This is a genomic window from Pseudemcibacter aquimaris, assembly GCF_028869115.1.
Taxonomy (GTDB): domain Bacteria; phylum Pseudomonadota; class Alphaproteobacteria; order Sphingomonadales; family Emcibacteraceae; genus Pseudemcibacter; species Pseudemcibacter aquimaris.
Genome location: NZ_CP079800.1, coordinates 1,142,114 through 1,168,957, shown reverse-complemented (window position 1 = coordinate 1,168,957; position 26,844 = coordinate 1,142,114). Strand labels below are relative to the sequence as shown.

Here is a 26,844-nt window from a genome sequence, read left to right as displayed (position 1 = left end):
CTATGCGGCGTCTTCTAATAAGAGTGGCTCAAAGAAATCCTCAATCGTTTGCAGAACTTCTTTCGTATCCGTCATTTTATTGACCTTCTGCCTGAATTCAGCACTATCGCGCAGGCCTTTAGTATACCAACTGATGTGCTTACGGGCGATTTTCTTGCCTGCTTCTTCACCATAATGTTCTAGCATTGATAAATAATGCTCGATCATAATATCTTTGATTGTTGCAAGTTCAGGGGACGGCAATTCTTCACCAGTTTTTAAATAATGTATAACTTGAGAAATAAACCACGGCTTGCCGTAGCATCCTCTACCAATCATTACACCGTCCGCACCTGATTGCTTTAACGCCTCTTTCGCATCTGCGCAGGTTACAATATCGCCATTGGCGATCACTGGGATTGACACAGCATCCTTTACATTTCGAATGAATGACCAGTCTGCTGAACCACGGTACATTTGATTTCTGGTTCGTCCGTGAACGGTTACCATTTTAATGCCAAGGTCCTCTGCGATGTTTGCAAGTTCCGGTGCATTGCGATGCTCACTATCCCAACCCGTACGCATCTTAAGCGTTACTGGAATTGATACCGCATTGACGGTAGCCTCAATAATCTTACCAGCGATATCAAGATCCTGCATCAATGCGGATCCAGCATAACCATTAACGATTTTTTTCGCAGGACACCCCATATTAATATCAATGATTGGCGCGCCTTTTTCCTCGTTCATACGTGCCGCATCCGCCATCATTTCAGGATCGCAGCCAGCTAACTGAACAGACATAACATATTCATCACTTTCAGCATGGGCCATTTTATGTGTGCGTTTATGATCGCGGATCATGGCTTGACTGGCAATCATTTCTGATGTCACAAGCCCCGCGCCAAAGCGCTTCACAAGCCTTCTGAATGGCAAATCGGTCACTCCGGCCATCGGACATAAAAGCACCGGATTATCAATTGTAATTGATCCAATATTTATAGGTTTTAAAGCGTTAGTCATGATTAAAAAATGTGCAATACATACATCTGTCTAAAAATTAGTCACTAAGCGCGGCAATATAGCGGAAAACTGCCAAAAGGTCAAAGCGGAAAAATAACAAGAAATGTAGCGACAAAATATTTGAAAAATGATAGCGTCTGCCGCATGACAATAAAGAATGCAGCAATCATTGTCGCCGCCGGGCGCGGCCACCGGGTGGGCGGGGAAATTCCGAAACAATATCTTGATATTGGCGGAATACCAGTGCTTAGACACACAATCGAAGTATTTCTTAAAAACCCTTCTATTGATCATATACAGGTTATCATCCATCCAGATGACACCAAACTATACGAAAATGCAATAAACGGGTTAGAAATCCCTGCGCCTGTTCATGGCGGTGAAACACGCCAACAATCCGTTCTTAACGGATTAGAGGCCATCAGTGAACTGGAACCGGAATATGTGTTCATTCACGACGCAGCTAGACCTTTTCTTGACCAAGAAATATTAAACGATCTTATTCTGGTTGTTGAAAAAGAAGGCGCCGTCATTCCAGCACTTAAAGTCACTGATACCATCAAATATATGGGGCAGGATAAAATCGACAGCACGCTTGACCGTAATTATCTTTACCGCGCACAAACACCGCAGGCATTCCGTTATAAAGCCATTTTCATGGCTCATCGCAGATTTGAAAATGAAAATATGACCGATGATAGCGCGATTGCAGAAAAAAGCGGCTTAAAAGTTCGTATCATTGATGGTTCGGAAAGAAATTTTAAAATCACAACATCTGAAGACCTGACGAAAGCAGAAATGATGATTGGAAAAACATACACGGATGTAAGAACAGGATATGGCATTGACGTCCATGCATTTGAAGATGGTGACCAAGTAATACTTGGCGGTGTTGAAATCCCGCATACCCATAAATTAAAAGGACACTCTGACGCCGATGTCGCCTTACACGCATTAACTGATGCGATACTGGGTGCCATGGCACTTGGTGATATCGGCGATCATTTCCCACCATCGGACGACCAATGGAAAGGGGCAAGTTCCAATATTTTCTTAAAACACGCCGCAGAAAAGGTTTATGAACAGGATGGCGTTATCGCCCATGTTGACCTGACCATTATCTGCGAAGCACCAAAAATAGGACCGCACCGTGATAAAATCCGCGACCGCATTTCTGAAATTATTGATCTTGATGTCGCCCGTGTAAGTGTTAAGGCCACAACGACGGAAAAACTGGGCTTTACCGGAAAACGCGAAGGCATTATGGCACAGGCCGTTGCAACCATCAGATTACCGGAATAAAAAATGTCAGAAGAAACAAAAAAAATATCATCATTTGATCCGGCCTTTATTATTTCCACATGGTTTTATTCAGGTTCCATTCCCATTGCACCTGGCACCATGGGCAGCATTGCCGCCCTGCCCTTTGCATGGCTCATTATTGAAAATGCCGGTCTATTCGGGCTTGCTAATGCGACGCTTATTGTTTTCGTGCTTGGATTATGGTCATCACGTGTCTACATGGAAAAAACCGGAAAAACAGACCCCGGCGAAGTCGTGATTGATGAGGTCGTCGGCCAATGGCTTGTTTGCATGATGATTGCCGACAACAACCATATGGGACAATATGTGCTCGCACTGCTGGCGTTCAGAGTATTTGATATTATGAAACCATGGCCGGTATCATTTTTTGACAAACGACATGATTCTTTTGGTGTGATGATGGATGATGTTGTTGCGGGCATTTTAGGTGCAATGACTTTATACGCGGTGAATATTTATGTTCTCTGATGAAATAATAAAACTTAGCGAAGACGTTCTTGAACACGCACGCAAAAACAACCTTCAAGTTGTCACCGCAGAGTCCTGTACTGGCGGATTAATCATTGGTGTTTTAACGGAAATTGCAGGATCATCTGATGTTGTTGATCGTGGTTATATCACCTATTCAAACCTAGCCAAACAACAAGAGCTTGGCGTTAACCCAGAAACACTTGAAAACCACGGTGCCGTAAGCGAAGAAACCGCCCTTGAAATGGTAAGTGGCGCCTTAAATAATTCAGGGTGCGATATCGCTGTCGCCGTTACCGGCATTGCGGGACCAGGTGGTGGCACAGACACCAAACCTGTTGGTCTGGTGCATATTGCCGTACAAAAAAAAGAGAAACCACCCATCCATAAAAAGTGTTTATTCGGTGACATCGGTCGTGACAAAGTCCGTGAAGCAACTGTCATTGCTGCCTTAGAATTGCTTAATAAAACAATTTAAATTCCGCGCAAAACTTGTGCCGGTCTTACGGACATGGCCTTGTAAATGCTGAACATTCCTATGGTCATGGTCATGATAATCGCGGCCGATACCGTGATAACAGGTATGGATAATGAGAATGTCCATTCAAGTTCCATAATACCGACAACAATACCGTAAGCAGCAATGGAACCAAGTAAGATCGCAACAACACCTGTCGCCACACCAAGGATGATAAATTCAAAGATATATGCTCTTAAAATATCCTTCCTTGTTGCACCCACGACTTTTAGAACCGCACTATCATAAATGCGACCCTTATGTCCCGCCGCGATAGCACCACTAAGCACAAGGATACCGGCAACGATGGTAATGGATGCCATTACGTCAATTGCCCCTTTAATCTGCAATAGTAACACTTGCACATTTTCAAGAACCTCTTTTAAGCGCACGGTCGTCACGTTCGGGTAATTTCTGGTAATTTCCTGATAGTTTGCAGTTTCACGTGCCTCTGTTGATTTTAACGTACCAACATATGTATATGGGGCATTGCTTAGCATATATGGGTCAAACATCATTGCATAGTTGATGCCGAATGTGCCCCAATCAACAGATCGAACGGACCTTACCGCCACATCAAAACTGCGACCAAGTACATTGATAGTGATTTTATCACCTAGCTCAAGATTAAGCCCATTATACACATCTTCGCTTAAGGATACTTCAGGTTCACCCTGATATCCTTTTGGCCACCAGTCACCATGAACAAGTTTGTTGTCCTCTGGCACTTCATCCGTAAAGGTCATACCACGGTCACCACGAAGAACCCATCTCACTTCCGGATCAATTTCAACCTCATCAGACGGAACACCTTTCACATGCGTGATACGACCACGAAGGTTCGGTACAGTTCTATAAAGGCTCGTTCCTTCTTGTGATAACATATGATCTTTAAAGCTGTCGTGATCCGCTTTTTGAATATCAAGGAAGAAATAACTTGGTGCGTCGGTATCTACCCGTCTTTCAATTTCACTATCCAAACTAAATTCAACAAGCGAGATTGACGTCAGCAAAATAAGCCCCAACCCAAGTGACAGAATAATCGAAAGCGTTGAGTTTCCAGGACGGGTAATATTTGATAACGCAATCCGTAATGCAGGACTAAAGCGTCTTGGCAAATAACCAACCGCCACCTTTACCAAGTTACCAGTGATAAAGAGCAATACAAATGACCCAATCATGCCACCAATAAAGTATCCTGTTAGTTCACGATATTCCGCCGTGTAGAAAACCATCGCCAACATCATCACGACCATGACGGCAATTGCATAAATATAATTTCTTGGGATGTTATTTTCGCCCGGTTCTGCAATACTAATGCGGAATAATTGACGTGCGGAAATATTCTTCGCTTTCGCAAGAGGCCATAGAGTAAAAATTAAACTGATGAGAATGCTGTAATATGCCGCGATCAATAATGGTGCAAAGAAGAATTCCCGCGTAATCTGGATCGGCATTTTACTTTCGAGGAAATCCGCGAATAAAAACGGTAACGCGCCGCCCGCAATCAATCCCATAACAATGGAAATTGCAGCCATAATCAGAATTTGTTGCAAGTAAATCTGGAAAATTGTATCTGACTGTGCCCCCAGAATTTTAAAAGTGGCAATGGTATTTGTTTTTGAATTTAAATATCCATGCACGGCGTTACTAACACCCACACCACCAACAAGAAGCGCCGTTAATCCAACAAGGGTCATGAACTGACCCATGCGATCAATGAAACGTTGGGTGCTACCGCCGCCACTGCTGTAATTTCTTACCCGCCAATCGGATTCCGGAAAGGCTTCCTCGATTGCGGTTTCATAAAGTTTCGCGTCTGCCCCATCCACAAGCTTTAATCTGTAATTATATTCAACAAGGCTACCGAAAGTAATCAGTCCTGTATCATCCATACTGGCGCGATCAACCAAAATACTTGGCGCTAGCTGAAAACCAGCATTGGAACTATCTGGCTCTTTCGCAGTAATGCCGCGTACTTCATATTGCAAGTTTCCGATATTGATCTTGTCACCAATACCCACACCAAGTCTCGTTGCAATCGCTTCTAATGGTACTGCGCCCCAATGCCCGTCTTTATAGGATAAAAGTTCCGAACGTGGCAAACCGCTATTGGTTTCAAGTTCGCCGTAAATCGGATAATAATCATCGACGGCCTTTACTTCGATTAGGCTACTTTCCGAAAAATCCTCTGTATGCGCCATGGCGCGAAGTTCGCTTACGGTGGAAACATATGCAGCCGTTTCGGCGACATATGCCATTTCCTCTTCACTCAGTTCACGTTGATTGGTTTCAATTTCGATATCACCACCAAGGAAGACACGTGCATCACGGGCAAGGCTTTCTGCGATATTTTGCGTTACGGATCCAACCGCAGCAATAATCGCCGTCCCAAGAAAAAGACATGCGATGAAAATTCTGAACTGCTTGAAAGCAAATCTAATTTCACGAAGGGCAAAGCGTGTGGCAACCATTATTCAGCCACCTTTTTACCTTCGTTATCATGGACATGACGATTGTCAGTAATTAGACCATCCTGGATATGAATGATTTCATCACATTTTTCCGCCAGTTCCTGATCATGGGTAATAAGAATAAGTGTCGCGTCATTTTTGGCCTTAAGATCAAAAATAAGTTCAATAATATTATGGCCTGTTTTACCGTCCAGATTACCTGTTGGTTCATCGGCGAATAATATTTTCGGCTGTGGCGCCATAGCACGGGCGATGGCAACACGCTGTTGCTCACCGCCGGAAAGCTGCGTCGGATAATGATCCATACGGTGCTCTAACCCCACGTCAACAAGCATCTTTTTTGCCTTTTCTTCAGCACCGCGTATACCCGCCAGTTCCATTGGTACAGCCACATTTTCAATCGCTGTCATTGTTGGAATAAGATGGAACGCTTGTAAAATGATACCGATGTTATCACGGCGGAACATTGCCAGTTCATCTTCGTTCATTTTATCAAGAATATGGCCAGCGACCATAACGCTACCTTCCGTCTGACGCTCAAGCCCGTTCATCACCGACATCATGCTTGATTTACCTGAACCGGACGCGCCCAAAATGGCAACTGCCTTACCTTCGTCAACTTTAAAGTCTATACCATTAAGGATTTTAACTTCAAAATCATTGCTTTTAAGGCGAAGATGAATATTCTTTAGTTCAAGAATGCAGTTGTTGGTCATTAATTATACTCGTTAAACGATAAGGTTATTTAAAAGTGTCTAAAATACATATGTTATACAATAATGTTATTACCACTCCAATAGCGATAATCAAACATATTGCGCTAAAGCGTCTTATTTTTACGATATTTACACTGTTCGGATCATTATACGCAGCGACCTTGCCATCTCATGCGCAGGAAATAAAAAAAATTCTGGCCTTTGGTGACAGCCTGACCGCAGGATACGGTCTTGGCCCCGGCGAAGGGTTCACAGACCAGCTTCAACGCACGCTTATTGATTTAGGAACAAATGTCGAAGTGGCCAATGCCGGAGTTTCCGGTGACACTTCATCAGGCGGACTTTCCCGTCTTGAATGGGTACTGGCAAGTACGCCAGATGTAGATCTTGTAATTCTTGCGCTTGGCGCCAATGACGCACTTCGCGGCATTCAGCCGGAAATTACCCGCAAAAACATAGACGAAATGGTATCGATTTTAAAAAATAAGGAAATCCCTGTACTTATAGCCGGCATGATCGCACCACCAAATCTTGGCCCTGTATACGGGGAAAAATTTAATACTATTTATCCTGATACAGCAAAAAAATACGAAGTACCACTTTATCCATTTTTTCTTGATGGCGTTGCAGGTTTCATCGAACTAAACCAAAATGACCGAATTCACCCAAATATTAAGGGCGTAAAAATCATTACGACGAAAATGGCACCAAGCATCATTAACGCTCTAAACTAGAAGTGTTCTATTTATAAAAGAAATGTTAACCATTCATACTTACTATCCAATTGGGGTTAATAAGTAGGTAGTAATATATGAATAGGATTTCTTTCTTATTGAAATCGTTAGTGTTGTTCTTGTTAGTCGTCATAAATAATATGGCCGCTAATGCTCAGGGAATTGAACTAAGCGATGAAGAAAAGAAATTCATCGCTGAACACCCCGTCATCACAGCAACTAATGAGCTTGACTGGGCACCGCTTGATTTCATCCAAAATGGTGAAGCAGAGGGTTTTTCCATTGATTACCTAAATTTGGTGGCCGAAAAGGTCGGTCTAAAAATAGATTATATTGGCGGATATCTCTGGCAAGATTTGCTTACTATGCTCGAAAATAAAGAAATCGACATGGCGCAAAGTATCATTCAAACGCCTGATCGCAGTAAATACCTTATATTCACTAGACCTTATCTTGATATGCCGATGGTCTTTTTCGGAAGAACCGGCAGCACCAGAATTGAAACAATTGATGATTTAAAAAATAAGATTGTTGGCACTGTCATAGGTGATCTTTCCCATGAAATTCTGGTAAATGAATATCCGGAAATAAAGATTGCTGAATATAATGACACGGTAAGTGCCCTTAAGGATATCGCGATTGGCAAGATAGATTTATTTGTCGACATATATCCTGTTACAAATCATATGTTAAACCAAAATATGCTGACCAATATTAGTATCGTTGGCGATAGTTTCTTTTTACATGATGGCGATTCAGATAGCATAAGTTTTGCTGTCAGGGATGATTGGCCGATACTTAAAACAATCCTGGAAAAAGGAATGGATGCGGTAACGGTTTCAGAATTCAATGCACTAACCGAAAAATGGCAAACCAATGTGAAAGACGAAGTTATTGCAGAATACGCCATTGGCCTTGATCTTACGGAAGAAGAAATAAATTGGCTATCAAAAAACAAAATTATTAAAGTCGCCACTGATCCTAATAACGCCCCGCTAGAATTTATTGACCAAAATGGAAATATTAGTGGTCTTGCAGGTTCGTATTTATCCCTATTCGAAGAAAAACTCGGCATTACATTTGAATGGTCCGGCAGCAATAACTGGACAGAATCCCTAGAACATATTCACAGCAAACAAGCTCATATGGTTTCTGTGGTCAATAACACCATTGAAAGACGTGAATTTCTTGATTTTACAGATCCAATACTTGAAGCAAGTTATATGATTTTTGCCCGTGAGGGTGGACAACTTTTTGGTAATTTGGATGCATTGAATGGACGAACACTTGCACAAATCAAAGATTTTTCCATTACAGAAATTATTAGTAGAGATTATCCTAATATAAATATTATTCAAACGGATGATGTCACTGAAGCATTAAGCCTAGTGGCAACCGGACAAGCTGATGCATATGTCGGTAGTGTTCCCATTACTGCGCATCATATTGCACTTGAAGGACTAACCCAAATTTCGGCCGTCGGCGAAACCAGTTACAGAAGCCGCAATAGTATGGCTGCAAGAATTGACCTTCCCCATCTTGCCAGTGCCTTAAGAAAAGCAATGGCATCAATTTCACCGCTTGAAAGAACAGAAATTTCGAGAGCTTGGCTAGGTATAGAGTTTGAACAACAAGAAAATTACGAATTACTTATTCGTTCATCCATTATTGCCATAGTAATTATCGGCCTTATTCTTATATGGAATTACAGCCTACAAAAGGAAATAAGACAGCGTAAAGCCGCCGAATTAGCCGCGGAAAATGCAAGTATTGCCAAAACACGGTTCCTTGCCAATATGTCACATGAACTTAGAACGCCATTAAATGCGATCATCGGTTTTTCTGATGTCATACTTTCCGGTATGGCAGGGGAAATTAAATCTCAAAAGCAAAAAGAATATTTAGCTGACATTAAAAACAGCGGCGAACATTTGGCGACTGTTATTAATGAAATACTGGATTTATCCAAAATCGAAGCCGGGAAATGGCGACTTGATATAACAGAATTTAATCTTGATGACTGTATAACGCAATCGATCAAAATGATCATGCCACTTGCTAATAGTAAAGATATTAATCTTAAGTATGAATACCAAATTTCAAACGAATATTCGCAAATCCAAAGTGATATTCACGTCATCAAAAGAATAATAATCAACCTTTTATCAAATGCTATTAAATTTACCAACGAAGGCGGAAACATTGAATGCAATTGTTTCGTAAAAGATGAAGAGAAAATCTTCATTGAAATTAAAGATAACGGTATTGGCATTCCTGAAGAACGTATTGAGCAAGTTCTTCATCCATTTGAACAAGGCCATGAAAGTCATAACCTTAACGAAGAAGGAACCGGCCTTGGCCTCGCTATCGTAAATGAGCTTGCAACACTGATCGGTGGCGAAATTAGAATGGAAAGTGAATTTGGCATTGGAACAACAGTGCAAATCATCTTACCTCTACAAAAAAACCTTTAATTTCATCTGTTTTTACCATTCATCGCAAAAGAGATGCATTTCATCGCAATCGACTTTAAGAATTGAAAATCTGGTTTATATCTAGAATTGCAAGTGACGTTAAACCCTATAGCTACCTTGCTCCCGAACAGCTCCTCCATAGAGCAAAACTAGATATAAACAGGGGCTTTTTTACTATTAACAGTAATTTCCCTACTCCCCCTTCAACCCTGTTTATTAAACCGGTCCCCTTAAAGAAAGGGGGCCGGTTTTTTTATGCAAACCTTGTATTTTTTCAAAATATCTATACATAGAGCGCTATGAAATTAAATTTTGACCAATATGGCACCGATGCCAATAAGAAACCACTGATCATTATCCATGGACTTTATGGGTCCGCGGCAAATTTTCGCGGACTGGCTAAAATTTATGCCGAAGACTTTATTGTGTTTTGTATTGATCTAAGAAATCATGGCAATTCGCCCCATTCCGATGAAATTACATATTCATTAATGGCTGAAGACGTCATTGAATTTATGGATGATCAAGGCATCAAAAAAGCTCATATTCTTGGTCATTCGATGGGGGGCAAAACGGCAATGCAGTTGGCACTTAATCATCCGGAACGTGTTGATAAACTCGTGATTGGTGATATTGCGCCGGTTGAATATCCACATCACCATGAATCAATCTTCGAAGGATTACTTGCGGTTCCAGTTGCAAACATAGAACGACGCGGTGAAGCAGAACAAGTTTTAAAAAATTACGTTCCAGAAGCAGGCGTCAGATTGTTTTTATTAACGAACCTGGTTCGTGCGGAAAACGGTGATGGTTTTAAATGGCGTATTAACCTTCCCGCATTAATCGGTGAATATAAACATATTCAAGCAGCTCCAGAAGGCCATAATTATGACGGGGAAACATTATTCATTCGTGGTGCAAATTCAGATTATATCGCAGACGAATATGTACCGGAAACATTAGAAATTTTCACAAATGCCAAAATCGAAACGATTGATGACTGCGGTCATTGGCTTCATTCAGAAAAGCCAAAAGAATTTTCAGAAATCCTTCTTAATTTCTTAAGATAACTTCCTGACCGTTTCGGTAATATATTCAGCAGTATATTCTATTTCGGCTTCAGTTGTCATTCGGCCAAATCCAATACGAATGGATGCATCGACCTCTTCTTTTGAAAGACCGATTGCCTCTAACACATATGATGATTTTTGTTTTGCTGATGAGCACGCAGAACCACTTGAAATGGCGATATTTTTGAGTTCCGCAATCAAAAGGTCGCTTTTTACGCCCTCGAAAGTCAGGTTTAAATTACCCGGAATGCGATGATCTACTGAGCCATTCAAACGGATGTTATTCAATTTGATATTTTCTAAGAGTGATTTGGAAAGTATTGCTAAATAATCTGCATCTTTTTCCATTTCTTCTTTGGCAATTTGCGAGGCCGCACCAAGTCCAACACAAAGTGCGGGCGCAAGTGTACCGGATCTAATCCCCTGCTCCTGACCACCGCCATCAAACAGCGGTATAACCTGCACACCTTTTCGGATATAAAGCGCGCCAATCCCTTTAGGGCCATATATTTTATGGCCGGAAATGCTCACCAAATCGATATTCATTTCATTCACATCAAGTGGAATTTTACCGAACCCTTGCGCTGCATCGGTATGGAATAAAACTTCATGCTTTTTACAAATGTCGCCAATGGCTTTTAAATCCTGAATAACGCCAATTTCATTATTCACAGCCATTACGGAAACGAGCGATGTATTTTCCGTTATCGCATTTTCAAGTTCAGATAAATGAATCAAACCTTCATTATCAACATCAAGATATGTAACCGTAAATCCAAGCCGTTCAAGAGAGTTAAATGATGCGAGCACGCATTCATGTTCTGTTTTTACAGTAATAACGTGCTTCTTTTTACCGGCAAGAGCGAAAGCCCCACCTTTAATGGCGATATTATTGCTTTCTGTTGCGCCTGAAGTAAAGATTATCTCATCATCATCCGCACCAATAACATTTGCAGCCTGCCCCCGCGCGACGTTAACAGCGGCTTCCGTTTGCCAGCCGAAACGATGTTCTGCAGAATGCGGATTACCAAAATGTTCCGTAAAAAACGGCATCATTTTATCAAGCACACGACTATCCAGCGGCGTTGTTGCCTGATAATCAAGATAGATGGGTAACTTAGGCGTGTTTGCGGTCATAAAGTTTTATCCATGTCTTAACAAAAGCATCCACATCATCTTTTGTTGTGTTCCACCCCATGCTCATTCGGATTGTTGAACTAGCGATACCCTCATCCCCCGTCATTGCCATAATAACGTGGGATGATTTTACCTTACCCGATGAACAGGCCGAACCGGCACTGATGCATATTTTTTCAAGATCAAAATTCATCACTTGAGTTTCGCTTAAAACATCCGGCATATAAATGGCCGAAACATTCGGAAGTCTATTTGCATCTTTTCCCATAAAACGAACTTTATCTGTATGTTCTGATAATCGTTGCTCTAAGGCATTTCTCCATTCTTCAAGAACATCCATTTTTTCAAGGTTTTCTGAAACCATGCTAGCCGCCAATCCAAATCCGGCAATACCCGCAATATTTTCTGTGCCGCCGCGGCGACCGACTTCCTGGCCACCGCCAAGAATTGATGATTTCACAGGTAATTTCTCAAGCGCAATTAACGCCCCCACCCCTTGTGGCCCACCAATTTTATGGGATGATATGCTCATCATATCCACATTCATTTTCATAAAATCAATATCGATTTTTCCGAATACCTGAATTGCGTCTAAATGTAAAAGTGCGCCGGCCGCTTTAGTTATTTTCGCAATTGGGCCGATATTCTGGATAACGCCAGTTTCGTTATTCGCATATAATATTGACACAACAGTATCTGACGCATCTTCACCCAATAACCTTTCCAAGTCTTGTGGGTTTATCTGACCATTTTGATCTACGTTTAATATGTCGACTTTCCCATTAAACCTGTCTTTTGATGAATTGACTGAATCATGTTCGGCATTCGTTGTAATCAACCGTGATCTTCCGGAATTTAATATGGCCATATTATTGGCTTCGGTACCGCCGGATGTAAAAATCACCATTTGTGAACGGCAACCGACTACATTCGCAATTTGCGACCTTGCCGTTTCCATTCTAGATTTTGCTTTACGACCGAGCGCATGTACCGATGATGGGTTTCCGCCCTCGATCATGACCTCTGACATCAATGAAATCACCTCGGGCCGGATGGGTGCCGTGGCGTTATAATCAAGGTATATAAGGTTCGCTGAGGTCATATTTTTACTAAAATCCAATTTCTTGGTTGAAATTTCACCGTAGTTTTATGCTATAACAGAACGGAATCATCAATAAGGTATTTTATTCTATTAAATTTTACGAATAATATTTTTAGACATTTAAGGTTAAACCAATATGCCAGAAGTCATTATCAACGGCCCAGAAGGTCGTCTTGAAGGCCGTTATCATCCAAGCAAGCAGGAAAACGCACCAATCGCATTAATCCTGCACGCAGACCCGCAATTCAACGGCAACATGAACAGTAAAATTTGCTATTACCTGTATCACTCTTTTGTTCGTCGTGGCTTTTCTGTGCTTCGGTTTAATTTCCGTGGCGTGGGCCGCAGCGAAGGTGTATATGACAGCGGCATTGGCGAACTTAGCGATGCAGCAGCAGCACTTGATTGGCTTCACACAGTAAATCGTGACAGCCCGCAAGTATGGATTGCCGGATTTTCTTTTGGTGCCTGGATTGGAATGCAGTTATTAATGCGCCGCCCTGAAATCAGTGGCTTCCTGTCAGTTTCACCACCTGCCAATCTATATGATTTCTCGTTCCTTGCGCCATGTCCGTCATCAGGTCTAATCACGCAAGGTACCGATGATACAGTTGTGACGGAACATTCCGTGCAGCGACTTGTTGATAAATTACAAGCCCAAAAAGGCATCACCATTGATTATGATAAAATCGAAGGAGCCAGCCATTTTTATGAAGATCATCATGTTCCGCTTGTTAAATCTGTCGATAAATATCTAACGATGCGCCTTGGTTACTAAGGCTTATTAATTTTACCGCCGGTGGACGGCTCACTTACCCCTGTCGTCCCCGGAAATGTTATTGGAAGATTGAGCAGTTTCCTTACTGCGAAATAGGCAAACGCCTCTGCCTCGACATAATCACCATCAAATCCAAGTGCCGATATATCCTCAACGTCACCATAAAGCGTGTCAGATAACATTTTCATCATCGTTGGGTTATGGGCCCCGCCACCACAAACATACCATTTCTTAACATAATCAGGACACATCACTTCCGCCATTTTAACAGCGGCAACTGTAAATGCGATTAATGTCGCGGCACCATCAGCAGGCGATAACATTGAAACCTGCCCAATACCAAATTCATTACGGTCTAATGATTTTGGCGGTTTTTCAGTAAAATATTCATGGTTCATTAAATCATTCACAAATATTTCCTGTACTGAACCACTTGCGGATAATTCACCATCTTTATCATATGGCAAATCGCTATGTTCTCTTACCCAATCATCAAGCAATGCATTACCCGGCCCCGTATCAAACCCAAGCATATCACTTGGGTCATCGCCACCAATCCAGGTGATGTTTGCAACACCACCAATATTTAATAGTGCTATTGGATAATCATTTTTTTCAGGTAATAAAGCACGGTGAAAAATCGGCACCAGTGGCGCCCCCTGTCCACCATTTTCAACATCATCGCGGCGAAAATCATTAATGACGGTTATACCAAGCTCACTTGCAATTTCACGGCCGTCACCAATCTGCCAAGACCATCCTTTATCGGGATTATGAAGCAAGGTTTGACCATGGAAACCGACGACATCAATGTCATCCCTATTAAGATCATTAATTTTAATAATTTCCTGAACGGCTTTAGTATGGATTTCATTTATAAACCCTTCTGCCATCGAAATTGAATTACTTCTGATATCCGGGTTTCCAGCGTCTCTCGCTTGGTCGATTGCTTCAAGGATTATTTTCTGTTGTTCTTTTGAATAAGCAAGATGGTGACACTTGCCGTAACGCTTTACGGAATAGCCATCCGTTTTAATGATCGCGGCATCAACACCGTCCACAGATGTGCCGCTCATAAGCCCAATGGCCAAATATTCTTTATTTTTCCCCATTACGGTTCAATTTCCTTTAATTTTCCCTTTTGGTCATCTGCAAACTTGTGCTACATGAACCTTCATATTTTTCTAAAAAACACAGATGACGATATTATGACCGAAACGATCGATAATTACACACCTAAATCAGAATTTTTAAAAGTAATGATGGAACGAGGCTTTATTCATCAATGCACTGATCCCGAAGCATTGGATAAAAAGCTACTTGCTGGCGTCGTTCCGGCCTATATCGGTTTTGACTTAACCGCGTCAAGTTTGCATGTTGGTTCACTAGTACAGATTATGATGTTACGCCATCTTCAAAAATCTGGTCATAAACCTGTTGTGCTTATGGGTGGTGGAACCACGAAAATTGGCGACCCAAGCGGTAAAGACGAAAGCCGTCAGATGTTAACGGTCGAAAAAATCAACGAAAACATGCAAGGCATTAAAAAGGTTTTTGAAAAATACCTTGATTTCGGTGACGGCGACACAGATGCCATCATGCCGAACAATGCCGACTGGCTTGATAAGCTTGGTTATGTAGAACTTCTACGCGATGTGGGCCCACACTTCACCATCAACCGCATGATGACTTTCGAAAGCGTGAAACTACGTCTTGACCGTGAAAACCCGCTAACGTTTCTAGAGTTTAACTATATGATCCTGCAAGCGTATGATTTTCTTGAACTACAACGCCGTGTTGATTGTGGGCTTCAAATGGGCGGATCAGATCAGTGGGGTAACATCATTAACGGCGTGGAACTGAACCGCCGTAAAGATCAAAAAGAAGTATTCGGCCTGACGACCCCACTTATTACCACGGCAAGTGGCGCAAAAATGGGTAAATCAGCAAATGGCGCCATTTGGTTAAATGATGACATGCTTAGCCCGTATGATTTTTGGCAATTCTGGCGCAATACTGATGACGCGGATGTTGGTCGTTTTCTAAAATTATTTACTGAACTACCGCTTGATGAAATCGCAAAATTAGAAGCACTTGAGGGTGCAGAAATCAACGAAGCGAAAAAAGTACTCGCTAACGAAGTAACTGCCATGTGCCATGGCCGTGAAGCAGCCGAAAAGGCGGAATCAACCGCAAAGAAAGCATTTGAAGAAAGATCATTAGGCGCCGACCTGCCGACCGTTGAGGTCGCAAAATCAGAACTAGAAGCAGGCGTATTCATTTCCGATCTTTATGTAACTGCGGGCCTTGGTAAATCAAAAGGCGAAGTTAGACGCCTGATTAAACAGGGCGGCGCTAAAATCAATGATGAGAAAATCACTGACGGAGAAATGAAAGTCACCCTTGATAACCTCAACGATCAAGGCAGCATCAAATTATCTGCTGGTAAAAAACGTCATATTTTGATTATGCCTAAATAATAAATTAAGGAGAGATATATTGGATAGAAGAGATTTTTTTAAAGCGAGCGTTGCTGGTGGTGCAGCACTGGCGATATCAAGCGCTGCTACATCAAGCGCAAATGCACAAAATTCTATGCCAATTATCAAACCTGAAAAAATAAAAGCTGGCGACACCGTAATGATCATTGCACCGTCCGGCGTAGAATATAACAAATTACGTCTTCAGCTGTCTGTTGAATCACTTGAAGCCCTTGGCCTTAAAGTAAAGGTCGCAGAAAACACACTTGGACGTTGGGGATATTTCCCAGCAGAAGACAAAGTAAGAGCCGACGAGATCAATCAAGCTTTTGCTGATAAAGACGTAAAAGCGATCATCGCGCTAAAAGGTGGATGGGGTGCTGCACGCACACTTCCTTATCTTGATTTTGATCTTATTAAAAATAATCCAAAAATTTTAATGGGTTATAGCGATGTTACGGCATTATTAAATCCTATCTATGAAAAAACAGGTCTTATTACTTTCCACGGTCCAATCGCAGGTGGCGCATGGAATAAATTCACACAAGATAGCGTTCGTGAAATCCTATTCGAAGGAAAAGCACAACATATGGTCAACCCGCAGGAAAAAGGCGAATATTTGACCGTCCGCAATAACCGCATTCAAACTGTTGTTTCAGGAACTGCAGAAGGTCGCATGGTTGGTGGAAACTTAACTGTTCTAACTGCCCTTCAGGGAACGCCTTATTTTCCGACAATCAAGGATAACATACTGATCCTCGAAGACGTGGGTGAAAATATATACCGCGTTGATCGCATGTTAACACAACTTGCGCTTGGCGGTCATCTTGATGAATGTGCTGGCGTTGTTATGGGCGGATGGACCGATGTTGGCACAGATGGCGGTTATGGCGATTTCGCACTGATGGATATTTTTGAACATCATTTTGCATCACGTGACAAACCTGTGTTTACTGGCGCATTGTTTGGCCATATTGCGGACAATCGCACCATGCCAATTGGCTGTAATGTAAAAATCGATGCGGATGCGGGTTCAGTAACTATGCAGGAAAGCGCTGTTTCTTAATTTAATATCGGTGGCGTTTCACCCATGTTATCTATAGCTGGCGGCTCTGACTGGGTCGCCTCTTTTTCTTCGACAACATTTTCTTCAGGTAATATTACTTCACCTTCAGCGGCGTCAGTCGCTTCTTGTTGTTCAATTCTTTCCCTTGTTAAAAGCTCTTCTTCTGCCTCTTCTCGGGCTGTTGGTTCATTATCGCTCCCGCCTAATGCGCCGAAAATCTTCCTGAATATTCCTGGAGCCAATGCCATTAAGGGGTTAATATTTACTTCCGGATCATCGATTGTTCCACGCATATTATATGTCGCCGCGAATATCCCCTCATCTTTACCCCCTGTTAAAATGGTTCCAAGAAGCGGAATATTGCTTAATAGCGAATTCAACCCATAAGCCGGAATAATCGTTCCTTTTAATGATATTTCATCATATTTCTGATCCACATAACCATCCAATGTTACACCAAGTGTCGGTCCTTTTGCTGTACCATCAGAAACACGGAATATTTCATCATATTGCTCAAAATTTCCTTCAAAAGTTGCAAATGACAAACCGTTTTCTTCTAACTCTTCCTGAGCTCTGGCGAACTCTTTTTCTTTTAAAAGCTCGCTAAAGGCTGCTGAATCTGCAACTGTGAAATCACTGGCTTCAATTGTTCCTTTTAGGGTATACCCTTTTTCCATTTTGATCATATCCGCTGCAATCATCAGATTTCCTTGATCACCGCTGGTAAAGAAATCAAGCGCACGTAAAGCATTACCGGCATCATTCGTAGAAAGTGTTAGCTTCTGATCAAGGTCATCAATTTCTTCACCGCTGGTGATAATGATGGACATGTCCTTATCTTCGCCCCAATGACTATCATAAGCGAAATCGATCACTTCGTTATTCACATAACCAGTTAACACAGTCGCTCTTTCCACAACGATATCATTGTACATCCCTACTTTTCCAATAGCGCCGGATAGATTAAAATCAGGTAGATCCGTTTCTTCCTCATTTTCATCGATTGGACTTAAAATAATATCCATGATCGGAACAGCATTAAATTCATTGCCCTTTACGGAAACCTGATAGAGCTCATTTTCGTAATCCCAATCAAATAATGCGGAAAAATCATGCCCTTCCATCGTTAAGTCATCAATATATAATCGCGATGCACGTTCCCCATCATAGGTAAGCTGCAATTCAGAATTTAAATTTTCAGAATGAAACACAACATCATTCACATGAATTTTTTCATCTTCAAAATTAAGCGCAAATAATGTTTCAGCGTCATCCCCGTCTTCCTTAACCCAGCCAATAGGCTCAAATTCAATTTGAGTGCCGGTTAGGTTGATTTTACCTTCGCCAACTTTTAATCCTGCACCTTGACCAAGCAAGATAAGATTGGCCATCGCAGGACCATTTACATATGGCTCAAACGGCAAATGGAGTGTTTCCCATTCATCATTCGCAATCTCGCCATCAACAATATATGTGGTGGGATATTCGGACGACTTTGTAAAATCCTCATTCCAGATGGCATTAAAATCAATACCGTTAAGTAAGATGCTACCGTTTGATGATATACCGTCCCTGTTAACTGATAAAGTCATAGTTCCATCTGATAACTCTAACCCTTCAGAAAGTTCAGGAATATGTAGATCTTCAATATCAGCCTTTACATCAAACTCCACGTCTTTCAGTTTCAAACCTTTAATAAGTGGAAAATCTAATGTCAGGAATGCTTCTGCACGACCTAGTATACTGCCTTGTCTTATGCCATATAAACTTGGGTAACCAAGCGGGTCATAATCAATCACGTGAAGAATATCCTCAACGCGACCATTTACCGGAATTTCGAAATGAGCAAAAGATTCACCCTTTTTCGCGATATCATTAAAATGAAGCACAGCATCACGGATCATCGCATTCTCAACGACGCCACTTTGTATGTTCAATTGAAAATGATTTAGCTGCAATCTGGCTGTACCAATCATATCGGTAAGTTGCGGCATCGGTTTTAAAAAATGTGACACCCCGCCAAGCACTTTAAAGTCAAAAATAAATGCATCATCTGGCATTTGATCCATGGCCCACATTTCAGGGCGAATATTCACATCAATTTGCCCTTCTGGAACGATGCCACCTGTAATGTTATTTTCAATCCAAGTTCTGGCTCCGATTAGAAGCCCCGGCGGCCAGTATGTTTTCAAATTAATAAGTGGCATACTCGCCACATCAGCAACAATCATCACATCAGGGTCATTGCTGATTTGTCCGATAGTCCCTTCTGCGTTTAATTCCGCACCATCAAATTTTAAAAACAAGTCTTCAATGGATAATTCATCATCAAGCGTTATGAATTGCCCAATTAAATATGCCTCATCGATTTTGATCGGTTCATCATAAAGATCCAGCGGGTTAATCATCCCTTCACCGACGTCAAATTCGAAATCAATGACCGGAAGATCAAAATCTTTATCAATAGAAAGATCTACAATACCGCTTATTGGAATATCAAGTGTGGCGAGGTCAGCTAATCCTTCAACTTCGCCAGCGATATTAGTCGGAATAAAATTGGAAAAACGTAATTGGCTGGTCGCTTTTTCATAAGGGATGCTATATTGCACCGACATATGAAGCGGGATATCATTATCAGCTTCAAAATCAATCGTGCCATCCAGCATTAAACTAAACCCATCTTCGATACGTTTAATATCAAGTGCAGCATCTGGGATATGCCAGATATCGCCTGACAATTCATCTTGTAAATTAATGGTGGTATTCGCGAGATATACTTGTTGTAAATACCCGGTTGAATTTAGCGGATCTGGCGGCAGTAATATCTGTCTGGTTAATTGCGGAATTAAATCCGGTGAATTATTAAATTCATCCAGAAAAGCACGCATAGTTTCAATGAATTCATCCTGATCAAATGGTTCACCCGACCATGCTTCTTTAGGGAGTAATAAATTTAGTTCAATACCACTAAATTCCACGAACATTGGGGCGATAACCCCTCTAAAGATCGCAGCCATACTAAACTGCATTCCCGCCCGCGGGATCGTGACAACAGTTGATGTGCTTTCGTCTTCAACATTGATGTTTAAGAAACGTATTTCAAAACTGCCACTTCCAGTCGGGTTATCATCCGATCCACGCCACGTAAGAATACTGCTTTCAAATGAAACATTTGTGCCGATATTTTGGCTGATCAATAAATTTGATAGAAAGGGTGATCTGCCGTCTAATTCAACGGGGCCGTTACTAACCCGCCAGAAAAACAGAATCATAGCGATCGTTATGAGCGCAAACACCACAAGGAATGTTTTCACAATATATCGTAACGGCTTAATTACCATTTATTTCTCTTAAAATTATCTATGTTTCACTTGCATGAACACTCTTTGGTCATCATTATGACAAAACTTGTCAATTTTATGATTTTGGATTTTTCAATGCCCAAGGTGTCAATAGAAACATCAGATATAACCTTCCACTTCCCTCTTATATCGGACGAAACTTTCGCCACGCAGAAGTTAGATGATTTTCAATCACTTTACAATGATAGTTCCGCTGATGTGATCAAAAATATTCTTGGAAATAAGGATCATAAAAATCTAATACTGGCGATATTTTCTAATAGCCCCTATTTGACGCGATTATTATTCGTTCATTCTGAATTTGCCCTTCGTTTATTTAATGAAGATCATAACGATCTTTTAAATGAAGAACTTAAATTTCTTGATAATGCGCTTGAAGATATAAATAACATTTCAGATTTGATGGTTAAGCTTCGCATTGCCAAGGCACATATTGCCTTAATCATCGGTTTTGCTGATCTTAGCGAGAAATGGAAATTACCCAAAATCACAAGGGCATTAAGTGATTTTGCTGAACTTGCATTAAGGTTGTCAGTAAATTTCTTAATCAAAGACGGTATCAATTCCGGTAATCTTGACCATGATTATTCATCCGATGATTTCTCCACCAATTCGGGTTATGTCATTATGGCAATGGGTAAACTTGGGGGATATGAGCTAAATTATTCAAGTGATATTGACCTGATTGTTCTGTTTGATATGGATATTGTAAAATATTCAGGCAGAAGATCCCCGCAGGATTTTTTCATCAAAATGACGCAAAAGTTGGTCAAGATCATGTCTGACCGCACAGCAGATGGATATGTATTCAGAACTGATTTGCGTTTAAGGCCCGATCCAGGCGCAACACCCGTCGCCCTGTCGATGGAGGGGGCAGAGGTTTATTATCAAAGCGTCGGTCTAAACTGGGAACGTGCAGCCATGATTAAGGCACGCCCAATTGCTGGTGACATAGAAGCGGGACTTGGTTTTCTGGAACGTATCAGGGGTTTCGTATGGCGTAGGCATCTTGATTACGCGGCCATTGAAGATATCCATGCAATCAAAAAATTAATCCATGAACATCATAGCCATCGTGACATAATGTTAGAAGGACATGATGTAAAACTTGGACGTGGCGGCATACGTGAAATCGAATTTTATGCCCAAATTCATCAACTTATTTCAGGTGGTCGTGAGCCGATGTTACGCATTGCGCCAACCTGTCTTGCGCTAGATGCTTTGGCCTTGAATGGAAAATTAAGCAAAGAAGAAAATGACACCTTGCAAGAAGCTTATGTCTTCTTAAGAACACTGGAACACAGGCTTCAAATGATCAATGATGATCAAACCCACGAAATTCCGTTCGGTGAAGAAAACCTTCATCGCATCAGTAAATTTATGGGTTTTGAATTTTTCGCCGATTTTGAAGTCGCGGTTATTAAACGGTTTAACGCGGTTCACAAGCTTTTCAATGCACTATTGGAAGATACAAATCAAACACACGACGAAGACGATAAAACACTGTCATTCCCCCTTGATCAATATCATCCAGCAACATTGGAAGCCATTGAAACCGCGGGATTTCATGATGCAAAAAAAGCATATGAAATTATTCAAGGGTGGCTAGTTGGTCGCTACCGTGCGTGTCGCACAGATCGGGCACGTGATATTTTAAAGGTATTAACCCCAGAAATACTCAAAGCATTTGGGAAACACAGTGATCCGGATAATGTATTGGTCAAATTTGATGACTTTCTATCCCGTCTTCCTTCTGGTGTACAGCTATTCTCATTTATCAAAGCTCAACCTTGGCTCTTGGATTTATTGGCCCAGATTTTAGGGGTTGCGCCGTTCCTATCAAGTCAACTATCACGCAATCCATTGATGCTTGATGCCGTCCTTAATGCGGAAAATTTTAAAAAGAATTCTTCTTTACCCGACCTTCAAAACAGCCTTGATGAATTATTGATGACCGCACGTGATTTCCAGGACATTCTTGATTTATCCCGAAAATGGGCCAACGAAGCAAAATTCCAGGTTGGCCTACAAATCCTTCGCGGATCAACAGATATCATCCAATCCGGCAGAACACTGACCGACATTGCAGAAGTTATTTTAAGCACCATGCTTTTCCATGTGAAAAACGAATTTTCAAAAAAGCATGGCACGATTGAGAATTCATCACTTTGTATTTTGGGTATGGGTAAACTGGGCGGTTTTGATTTCACGACCACCTCTGATGCAGATATCGTTCTAATATATGATGCGGATGAAATGGATGTTATGTCCGATGGCCCCAAACCGCTTACAGTCAATCACTATTATGCAAGGCTTTCACAAAACTTCATTAACAGTATCACTGCCCTGACCGGTGAAGGAAAATTGTACGAAGTTGATATGCGACTGCGCCCATCTGGAACCGCAGGGCCGCTTGCTGTTTCCTTTGACAGTTTCAATGATTATCAACATGGTCAGGCATGGACATGGGAACATATGGCCCTAACAAGATCACGGGTTATTGCCGGGCCAGAGAATTTAAAAGAGAAAATTGAAAAATGTACATTCAATATCCTAACCCATAAAGGACGTGATCAAGAAAACTTGCTGCATGAAGTTGCTAAAATGCGAATTCGCATGGAAGAAAATCTTGGTACAGAAAATATTTGGGCTATGAAACAAGTGCGTGGCGGCATTATTGATATTGAATTTATATGCCAGTATCTGATCCTTGAATATGCATCAGAAAATCAAAATATTCTTAAACGCAATACATTGAAACAAATCAAAACCCTTACCGATGAGGGCTATATCAATCAAGAAAAAGGCAAATATCTTTATCAGGCCTGTTATACAATGCAAACCATACAAGCATTATTAAGATTATGCATGGGCACAACATCCAGAGACGACGACAGACCAAAACCACTGTTAAGTGCGCTTGCTGAAAGACTTGAATGTGATATTGATGATCTTGAGCCACAAATTCTTGCATTTCAAAAATCGGTTCTTGATTTATATAAGGAAATAATAGAAATTCCTGCGAGTAATTTAAAACCGCATGAACCAACCAATCCAATTGATACAAATAAGGAATAACCATGTTAGAAACAGGACAAAAAGCCCCCGATTTTAATTTACCTGATGAAACCGGTGAAAATGTGAGCCTTGCAGATTTTGACGGTAAAAATATTGTTCTTTATTTCTATCCAAAAGACAACACACCAGGATGCACGAAAGAATCCATTGCATTCAGTGAACTTAAAGGCGAATTTGAAAGCCATGATACGGTTATTCTTGGTGCATCAAAAGACAGCGTGAAAAAACACCAGAATTTCATTAAAAAACAAAACCTGACGGTTAAGCTATTAGTCGATGAAGAAGGTACACTTTGTGAAGATTATACCGTATGGGTACTTAAAAAACTTTATGGCCGTGAATATATGGGTATTGAACGCGCAACATTCCTAATCGGCAAGGACCGCACCATAAAAAACATCTGGCGCAAGGTAAAAGTTGCTGGCCACGCTGAAGAAGTTCTGGAAGCTGTAAAAGCATTATGAAAACAATAGCAGATGCAGCTTTTAATGCGTTAAGTGCCAAAACAGTTCAAGAAAAAATTGACCATACATTCCGCGGATCAAAAGCGTGGTTTGATGGCGAGCTTGCATCAGAATTTAATCAGCAGGCACCAGATAGACCAGGTCGCCCAGCGAAACCAGAACTACTTGCCCCCAAAGATATGCCAAAACGCCGCAATGCAGGGTCCGATGCAGCGCGCATTGCTATGCTACATGCAATTGCACATATCGAGCTTAACGCCATTGATCTTGCTTGGGATATCGTTATTCGTTTCGGTGAACAGATGCCAAAAGAATTTATTAATGACTGGGTTAAAGTCGCAGATGACGAAGCCCGTCATTTCGAAATGCTTGATGCGCGTCTCAAAGAAATGGATAGTTTTTATGGTGCCCTTCCCGCCCATGACGGATTATGGCAATCTGCTGAAAATACAGCCCATGACATTATGGCGCGCCTTGCGATCGTTCCACTGGTCCTCGAAGCGCGTGGCCTTGATGTGACACCATCGCTAATTAAGAAGTTCCAATCGGCCGGCGATCAAAAAAGCGTTGATGCGCTAGAAATCATTTACGAAGAAGAAATCGAACATGTACGTGCCGGACAGCGCTGGTTTAATTTTTTATGTGAAAATCAAGGGTTAAATCCACAGGAAAAATACCAACACCTTGTGATCACATATTTCGCCGGAAACGTAAAGCCACCCTTTAATAAAGCAGCCAGAGACACTGCTGGATTTGATGAAAGCTTCTATTTACCACTAGCAAAAAAAGGCTGATAAGCCGTTAAAATTGTTTGCATTCTTAACGGATTTGATATCAAATTCCCCTTTAATAAGTTTGATTCGTATCTATATCGGTTAATTCGATCAAACAATATAAATATATTTTGGTGGGTAGGAATTTTAAAATTAATAGTTTTATCAAAGACTTAAACGATAATATAAATCGTTACTTCCCTGACAGGCAGCTCTATTTCAGGGCCAATGGTGATGTGCGTTTTGTCACCGTCTCCAAAAATGTTCAGTTGATGATCGTTTCTGCACTGATATGTTTTTCCATCTGGTGTGCCTTTATTTCATATAAGTATATTTACCTTGATGAAATTTTGACCGCCAAAAATGGCGAAGTTGCAGAAGCAAACCGCAACTATGCTAAAATCGAGGCACAATTCACTGAACTTCAGCAAGAAATTCAAAAAACGGCGGCTGCACTTGAACAACGTCAGGCTTACATCCAGCAAGTGATGGAAGAAGATGGCGAGACGCTCATCCCAGCCGAAAGTTTTGATGATAGCAGCATCTTACCGGCCGGTGAATTTGTCGATGTAGATGAAAACAACGATCAAGAAGCAAGAAACAATAGACGTGATAACACTATAGAGCAGCTATTCATTGATCTTAAGAAAATTGAAATGGCACAAAATCAACAAGTTGCCAAACTATCCAATTCTATGGACAATAAGCTTGCGTTTCTTTCGGACACACTGACGAAAGCAGGTATTTCTCAAGATAAAATGATGGAACTTGCCAATGTGCCGCAAAGTGCAATTGGTACAGGCGGGCCGTTCATCGAAGCCTCTGAAATTATTGAAACTGATCTTAATAATACGTCTTTTGACACTCTTTTTCAAAAGCGTGCTAATCATCAAGATCTTATTCTGGCACTTGAACATCTTCCGATTTTAACGCCGCCGGAAAAACATTATGTTTCCAGCAACTTCGGAATGCGCCGTGACCCATTTACAAAAAAATGGGCCAATCACCGCGGCCTTGATATGGCAGCATGGCGTGGTACTCCAATAAATGCTCCGGGTGCTGGTGTCGTCACTATGGCTGGCCGAAATGGTGCATTTGGATTATTTATTGAAATCGACCATGGAAATGGATTTAAGACAAAATATGGCCATCTTTCAAAACTACAAGTGAAACGAGGCGATAAAGTTGACGCAGGACAGCTTATCGGAAACATGGGAAGTACGGGTCGTAGCACAAGCACCCATCTTCATTACGAAATCTGGTTTAATGGCGAAGCTATTGACCCACTGAAAGTTTTAAAGGCCGCGAAAGATGTTCAAAAAATCAAAGAACACAAATACGACGCATAATAGCCCAACACCATCACAGTCAAGGGACACAAGATCAATGAGACCACCTACAAATTCAATTCCATCCATCATCAGTTCAGACGTAATTATTAAAGGTAACGTCAGCACAGCAGGCGAAATCCAAATCGACGGCACTATCGAGGGTGACGTTAAAAGTAAAAACCTGACTGTTGGTGAAAACGGTAGCGTAAATGGCAAGGTAAATGCCGACGATGTGGTCGTTAAAGGCACCGTAAAAGGCAGCATCACTGGCCGCAGTGTCCGTCTTGAAAAAACAGCAAAACTAACCGGTGACATTTGCCATCAGACACTAAGCATCGAGGCTGGCGCCTACATCGAAGGGAACCTATCCCATCAAAGCGCACAACCAGCCGCAAGCAATGCACAAAAAGTAATGTCAGCAAATAAAGAGCCGAAAAAAGAAGAACCTAAAGAAGACAAGAAAGACCTTGTTGATCTGATTTAATTTATCTTAAA

The 26,844-nt window shown here is 41.4% G+C and carries 21 protein-coding genes; 14 read left to right on the top strand and 7 right to left on the bottom strand.

Features of this window, described 5'->3' with window-relative positions; genetic code table 11:
* Complete coding sequence (gene dusB / locus KW060_RS05690) at positions 1–1,002, bottom strand: tRNA dihydrouridine synthase DusB (protein WP_249035403.1); 1,002 nt, start codon at positions 1,000–1,002, stop codon at positions 1–3.
* 144 nt (positions 1,003–1,146) lie between these two features.
* On the opposite strand from dusB, the gene KW060_RS05685 reads away from it, so the two are divergent.
* The 3 genes from KW060_RS05685 to KW060_RS05675 are packed head-to-tail and all read left to right on the top strand — an operon-like array spanning position 1,147 to position 3,271.
* Positions 1,147–2,304: a bifunctional 2-C-methyl-D-erythritol 4-phosphate cytidylyltransferase/2-C-methyl-D-erythritol 2,4-cyclodiphosphate synthase gene (locus tag KW060_RS05685; RefSeq protein ID WP_249035402.1), complete on the top strand. Its 1,158-nt coding sequence runs from the start codon at positions 1,147–1,149 to the stop codon at positions 2,302–2,304.
* Positions 2,305–2,307: 3 nt separating this feature from the next.
* Positions 2,308–2,793: a phosphatidylglycerophosphatase A family protein gene (locus tag KW060_RS05680; RefSeq protein WP_249035401.1), complete on the top strand. Its 486-nt coding sequence runs from the start codon at positions 2,308–2,310 to the stop codon at positions 2,791–2,793.
* A complete protein-coding gene (locus tag KW060_RS05675) occupies positions 2,783–3,271 on the top strand; it encodes a CinA family protein (protein ID WP_249035400.1) in 489 nt (162 codons plus the stop codon). The genes KW060_RS05680 and KW060_RS05675 overlap by 11 nt, the downstream gene beginning before the upstream one ends.
* Here KW060_RS05675 and KW060_RS05670 read toward each other — a convergent pair.
* A complete protein-coding gene (locus KW060_RS05670; protein WP_249035399.1) occupies positions 3,268–5,784 on the bottom strand; it encodes an ABC transporter permease in 2,517 nt (838 codons plus the stop codon). The genes KW060_RS05675 and KW060_RS05670 overlap by 4 nt on opposite strands.
* A complete protein-coding gene (locus KW060_RS05665) occupies positions 5,784–6,500 on the bottom strand; it encodes an ABC transporter ATP-binding protein (RefSeq protein WP_249035398.1) in 717 nt (238 codons plus the stop codon). The genes KW060_RS05670 and KW060_RS05665 overlap by 1 nt, the downstream gene beginning before the upstream one ends.
* Before the next feature lie 35 nt (positions 6,501–6,535).
* Between KW060_RS05665 and KW060_RS05660 the strand changes: the two genes are divergently transcribed.
* The 3 genes from KW060_RS05660 (at position 6,536) to KW060_RS05650 (ending at position 10,778) form a co-directional block, all read left to right on the top strand.
* Positions 6,536–7,234, top strand: coding sequence for an arylesterase (locus tag KW060_RS05660; RefSeq protein ID WP_249035397.1), 699 nt, complete (start codon positions 6,536–6,538; stop codon positions 7,232–7,234).
* Between the two features lie 140 nt (positions 7,235–7,374).
* The gene (locus KW060_RS05655) at positions 7,375–9,708 is read left to right on the top strand and encodes a transporter substrate-binding domain-containing protein (RefSeq protein WP_249035396.1); all 2,334 of its coding nucleotides are present in this window, start codon (positions 7,375–7,377) and stop codon (positions 9,706–9,708) included.
* 299 nt (positions 9,709–10,007) lie between these two features.
* Positions 10,008–10,778: an alpha/beta fold hydrolase gene (locus KW060_RS05650; RefSeq protein WP_249035395.1), complete on the top strand. Its 771-nt coding sequence runs from the start codon at positions 10,008–10,010 to the stop codon at positions 10,776–10,778.
* Here the strand turns inward: KW060_RS05650 and KW060_RS05645 are convergent.
* Positions 10,770–11,915, bottom strand: coding sequence for a cysteine desulfurase family protein (locus KW060_RS05645; protein ID WP_249035394.1), 1,146 nt, complete (start codon positions 11,913–11,915; stop codon positions 10,770–10,772). The genes KW060_RS05650 and KW060_RS05645 overlap by 9 nt on opposite strands.
* Positions 11,896–13,017: a cysteine desulfurase family protein gene (locus KW060_RS05640; protein WP_249035393.1), complete on the bottom strand. Its 1,122-nt coding sequence runs from the start codon at positions 13,015–13,017 to the stop codon at positions 11,896–11,898. The genes KW060_RS05645 and KW060_RS05640 overlap by 20 nt, the downstream gene beginning before the upstream one ends.
* Before the next feature lie 136 nt (positions 13,018–13,153).
* Between KW060_RS05640 and KW060_RS05635 the strand changes: the two genes are divergently transcribed.
* Positions 13,154–13,795 carry an alpha/beta hydrolase gene (locus KW060_RS05635; protein WP_249035392.1) on the top strand — a complete coding sequence of 214 codons (642 nt, stop codon included), beginning with the start codon at positions 13,154–13,156 and terminating at the stop codon, positions 13,793–13,795.
* Here KW060_RS05635 and KW060_RS05630 read toward each other — a convergent pair.
* A complete protein-coding gene (locus tag KW060_RS05630; protein WP_249035391.1) occupies positions 13,792–14,907 on the bottom strand; it encodes an anhydro-N-acetylmuramic acid kinase in 1,116 nt (371 codons plus the stop codon). The genes KW060_RS05635 and KW060_RS05630 overlap by 4 nt on opposite strands.
* 96 nt (positions 14,908–15,003) lie before the next feature.
* On the opposite strand from KW060_RS05630, the gene tyrS reads away from it, so the two are divergent.
* Both tyrS and KW060_RS05620 read left to right on the top strand, forming a co-directional pair.
* Complete coding sequence (gene tyrS / locus KW060_RS05625; protein ID WP_249035390.1) at positions 15,004–16,275, top strand: tyrosine--tRNA ligase; 1,272 nt, start codon at positions 15,004–15,006, stop codon at positions 16,273–16,275.
* 19 nt (positions 16,276–16,294) lie between these two features.
* Complete coding sequence (locus KW060_RS05620) at positions 16,295–17,341, top strand: S66 peptidase family protein (RefSeq protein WP_249035389.1); 1,047 nt, start codon at positions 16,295–16,297, stop codon at positions 17,339–17,341.
* On the opposite strand, the gene KW060_RS05615 is transcribed toward KW060_RS05620, so the two are convergent.
* Positions 17,338–20,682, bottom strand: coding sequence for a YhdP family protein (locus tag KW060_RS05615; RefSeq protein ID WP_249035388.1), 3,345 nt, complete (start codon positions 20,680–20,682; stop codon positions 17,338–17,340). The genes KW060_RS05620 and KW060_RS05615 overlap by 4 nt on opposite strands.
* A 96-nt stretch (positions 20,683–20,778) precedes the next feature.
* Here KW060_RS05615 and KW060_RS05610 point away from each other — a divergent pair, with 96 nt between their 5' ends.
* From KW060_RS05610 to KW060_RS05590, 5 genes are all read left to right on the top strand, one after another.
* On the top strand, positions 20,779–23,781 hold the full coding sequence (locus KW060_RS05610; protein WP_274757323.1) for a bifunctional [glutamine synthetase] adenylyltransferase/[glutamine synthetase]-adenylyl-L-tyrosine phosphorylase: 3,003 nt from the start codon (positions 20,779–20,781) through the stop codon (positions 23,779–23,781).
* Positions 23,778–24,245, top strand: coding sequence for a thioredoxin-dependent thiol peroxidase (gene bcp, locus KW060_RS05605; RefSeq protein ID WP_420833179.1), 468 nt, complete (start codon positions 23,778–23,780; stop codon positions 24,243–24,245). Before KW060_RS05610 ends, bcp begins: the two co-directional genes overlap by 4 nt.
* Positions 24,242–25,039, top strand: a complete 798-nt coding sequence (locus KW060_RS05600; RefSeq protein ID WP_249035385.1) for a ferritin-like domain-containing protein — start codon at positions 24,242–24,244, stop codon at positions 25,037–25,039. The genes bcp and KW060_RS05600 overlap by 4 nt, the downstream gene beginning before the upstream one ends.
* Positions 25,040–25,152: 113 nt before the next feature.
* Entirely contained in the window at positions 25,153–26,367 is a 1,215-nt protein-coding gene (locus KW060_RS05595) for a M23 family metallopeptidase (RefSeq protein ID WP_249035384.1), read from the top strand.
* 37 nt (positions 26,368–26,404) lie between these two features.
* Positions 26,405–26,833 carry a bactofilin family protein gene (locus tag KW060_RS05590; protein ID WP_249035383.1) on the top strand — a complete coding sequence of 143 codons (429 nt, stop codon included), beginning with the start codon at positions 26,405–26,407 and terminating at the stop codon, positions 26,831–26,833.
* Positions 26,834–26,844 lie beyond the last annotated feature (11 nt).

What these genes read in the sequence shown, in the direction of transcription:
- dusB (WP_249035403.1), bottom strand. Translation starts at nt 1,002, where the DNA reads ATGACTAACGCTTTAAAACCTATAAATATTGGATCAATTACAATTGAT.
- KW060_RS05685 (WP_249035402.1), top strand. Translation starts at nt 1,147, where the DNA reads ATGACAATAAAGAATGCAGCAATCATTGTCGCCGCCGGGCGCGGCCAC.
- KW060_RS05680 (WP_249035401.1), top strand. Translation starts at nt 2,308, where the DNA reads ATGTCAGAAGAAACAAAAAAAATATCATCATTTGATCCGGCCTTTATT.
- KW060_RS05675 (WP_249035400.1), top strand. Translation starts at nt 2,783, where the DNA reads ATGTTCTCTGATGAAATAATAAAACTTAGCGAAGACGTTCTTGAACAC.
- KW060_RS05670 (WP_249035399.1), bottom strand. Translation starts at nt 5,784, where the DNA reads ATGGTTGCCACACGCTTTGCCCTTCGTGAAATTAGATTTGCTTTCAAG.
- KW060_RS05665 (WP_249035398.1), bottom strand. Translation starts at nt 6,500, where the DNA reads ATGACCAACAACTGCATTCTTGAACTAAAGAATATTCATCTTCGCCTT.
- KW060_RS05655 (WP_249035396.1), top strand. Translation starts at nt 7,375, where the DNA reads ATGGCCGCTAATGCTCAGGGAATTGAACTAAGCGATGAAGAAAAGAAA.
- KW060_RS05650 (WP_249035395.1), top strand. Translation starts at nt 10,008, where the DNA reads ATGAAATTAAATTTTGACCAATATGGCACCGATGCCAATAAGAAACCA.
- KW060_RS05645 (WP_249035394.1), bottom strand. Translation starts at nt 11,915, where the DNA reads ATGACCGCAAACACGCCTAAGTTACCCATCTATCTTGATTATCAGGCA.
- KW060_RS05640 (WP_249035393.1), bottom strand. Translation starts at nt 13,017, where the DNA reads ATGACCTCAGCGAACCTTATATACCTTGATTATAACGCCACGGCACCC.
- KW060_RS05635 (WP_249035392.1), top strand. Translation starts at nt 13,154, where the DNA reads ATGCCAGAAGTCATTATCAACGGCCCAGAAGGTCGTCTTGAAGGCCGT.
- KW060_RS05630 (WP_249035391.1), bottom strand. Translation starts at nt 14,907, where the DNA reads ATGGGGAAAAATAAAGAATATTTGGCCATTGGGCTTATGAGCGGCACA.
- tyrS (WP_249035390.1), top strand. Translation starts at nt 15,004, where the DNA reads ATGACCGAAACGATCGATAATTACACACCTAAATCAGAATTTTTAAAA.
- KW060_RS05615 (WP_249035388.1), bottom strand. Translation starts at nt 20,682, where the DNA reads ATGGTAATTAAGCCGTTACGATATATTGTGAAAACATTCCTTGTGGTG.
- KW060_RS05610 (WP_274757323.1), top strand. Translation starts at nt 20,779, where the DNA reads ATGCCCAAGGTGTCAATAGAAACATCAGATATAACCTTCCACTTCCCT.
- KW060_RS05600 (WP_249035385.1), top strand. Translation starts at nt 24,242, where the DNA reads ATGAAAACAATAGCAGATGCAGCTTTTAATGCGTTAAGTGCCAAAACA.
- KW060_RS05590 (WP_249035383.1), top strand. Translation starts at nt 26,405, where the DNA reads ATGAGACCACCTACAAATTCAATTCCATCCATCATCAGTTCAGACGTA.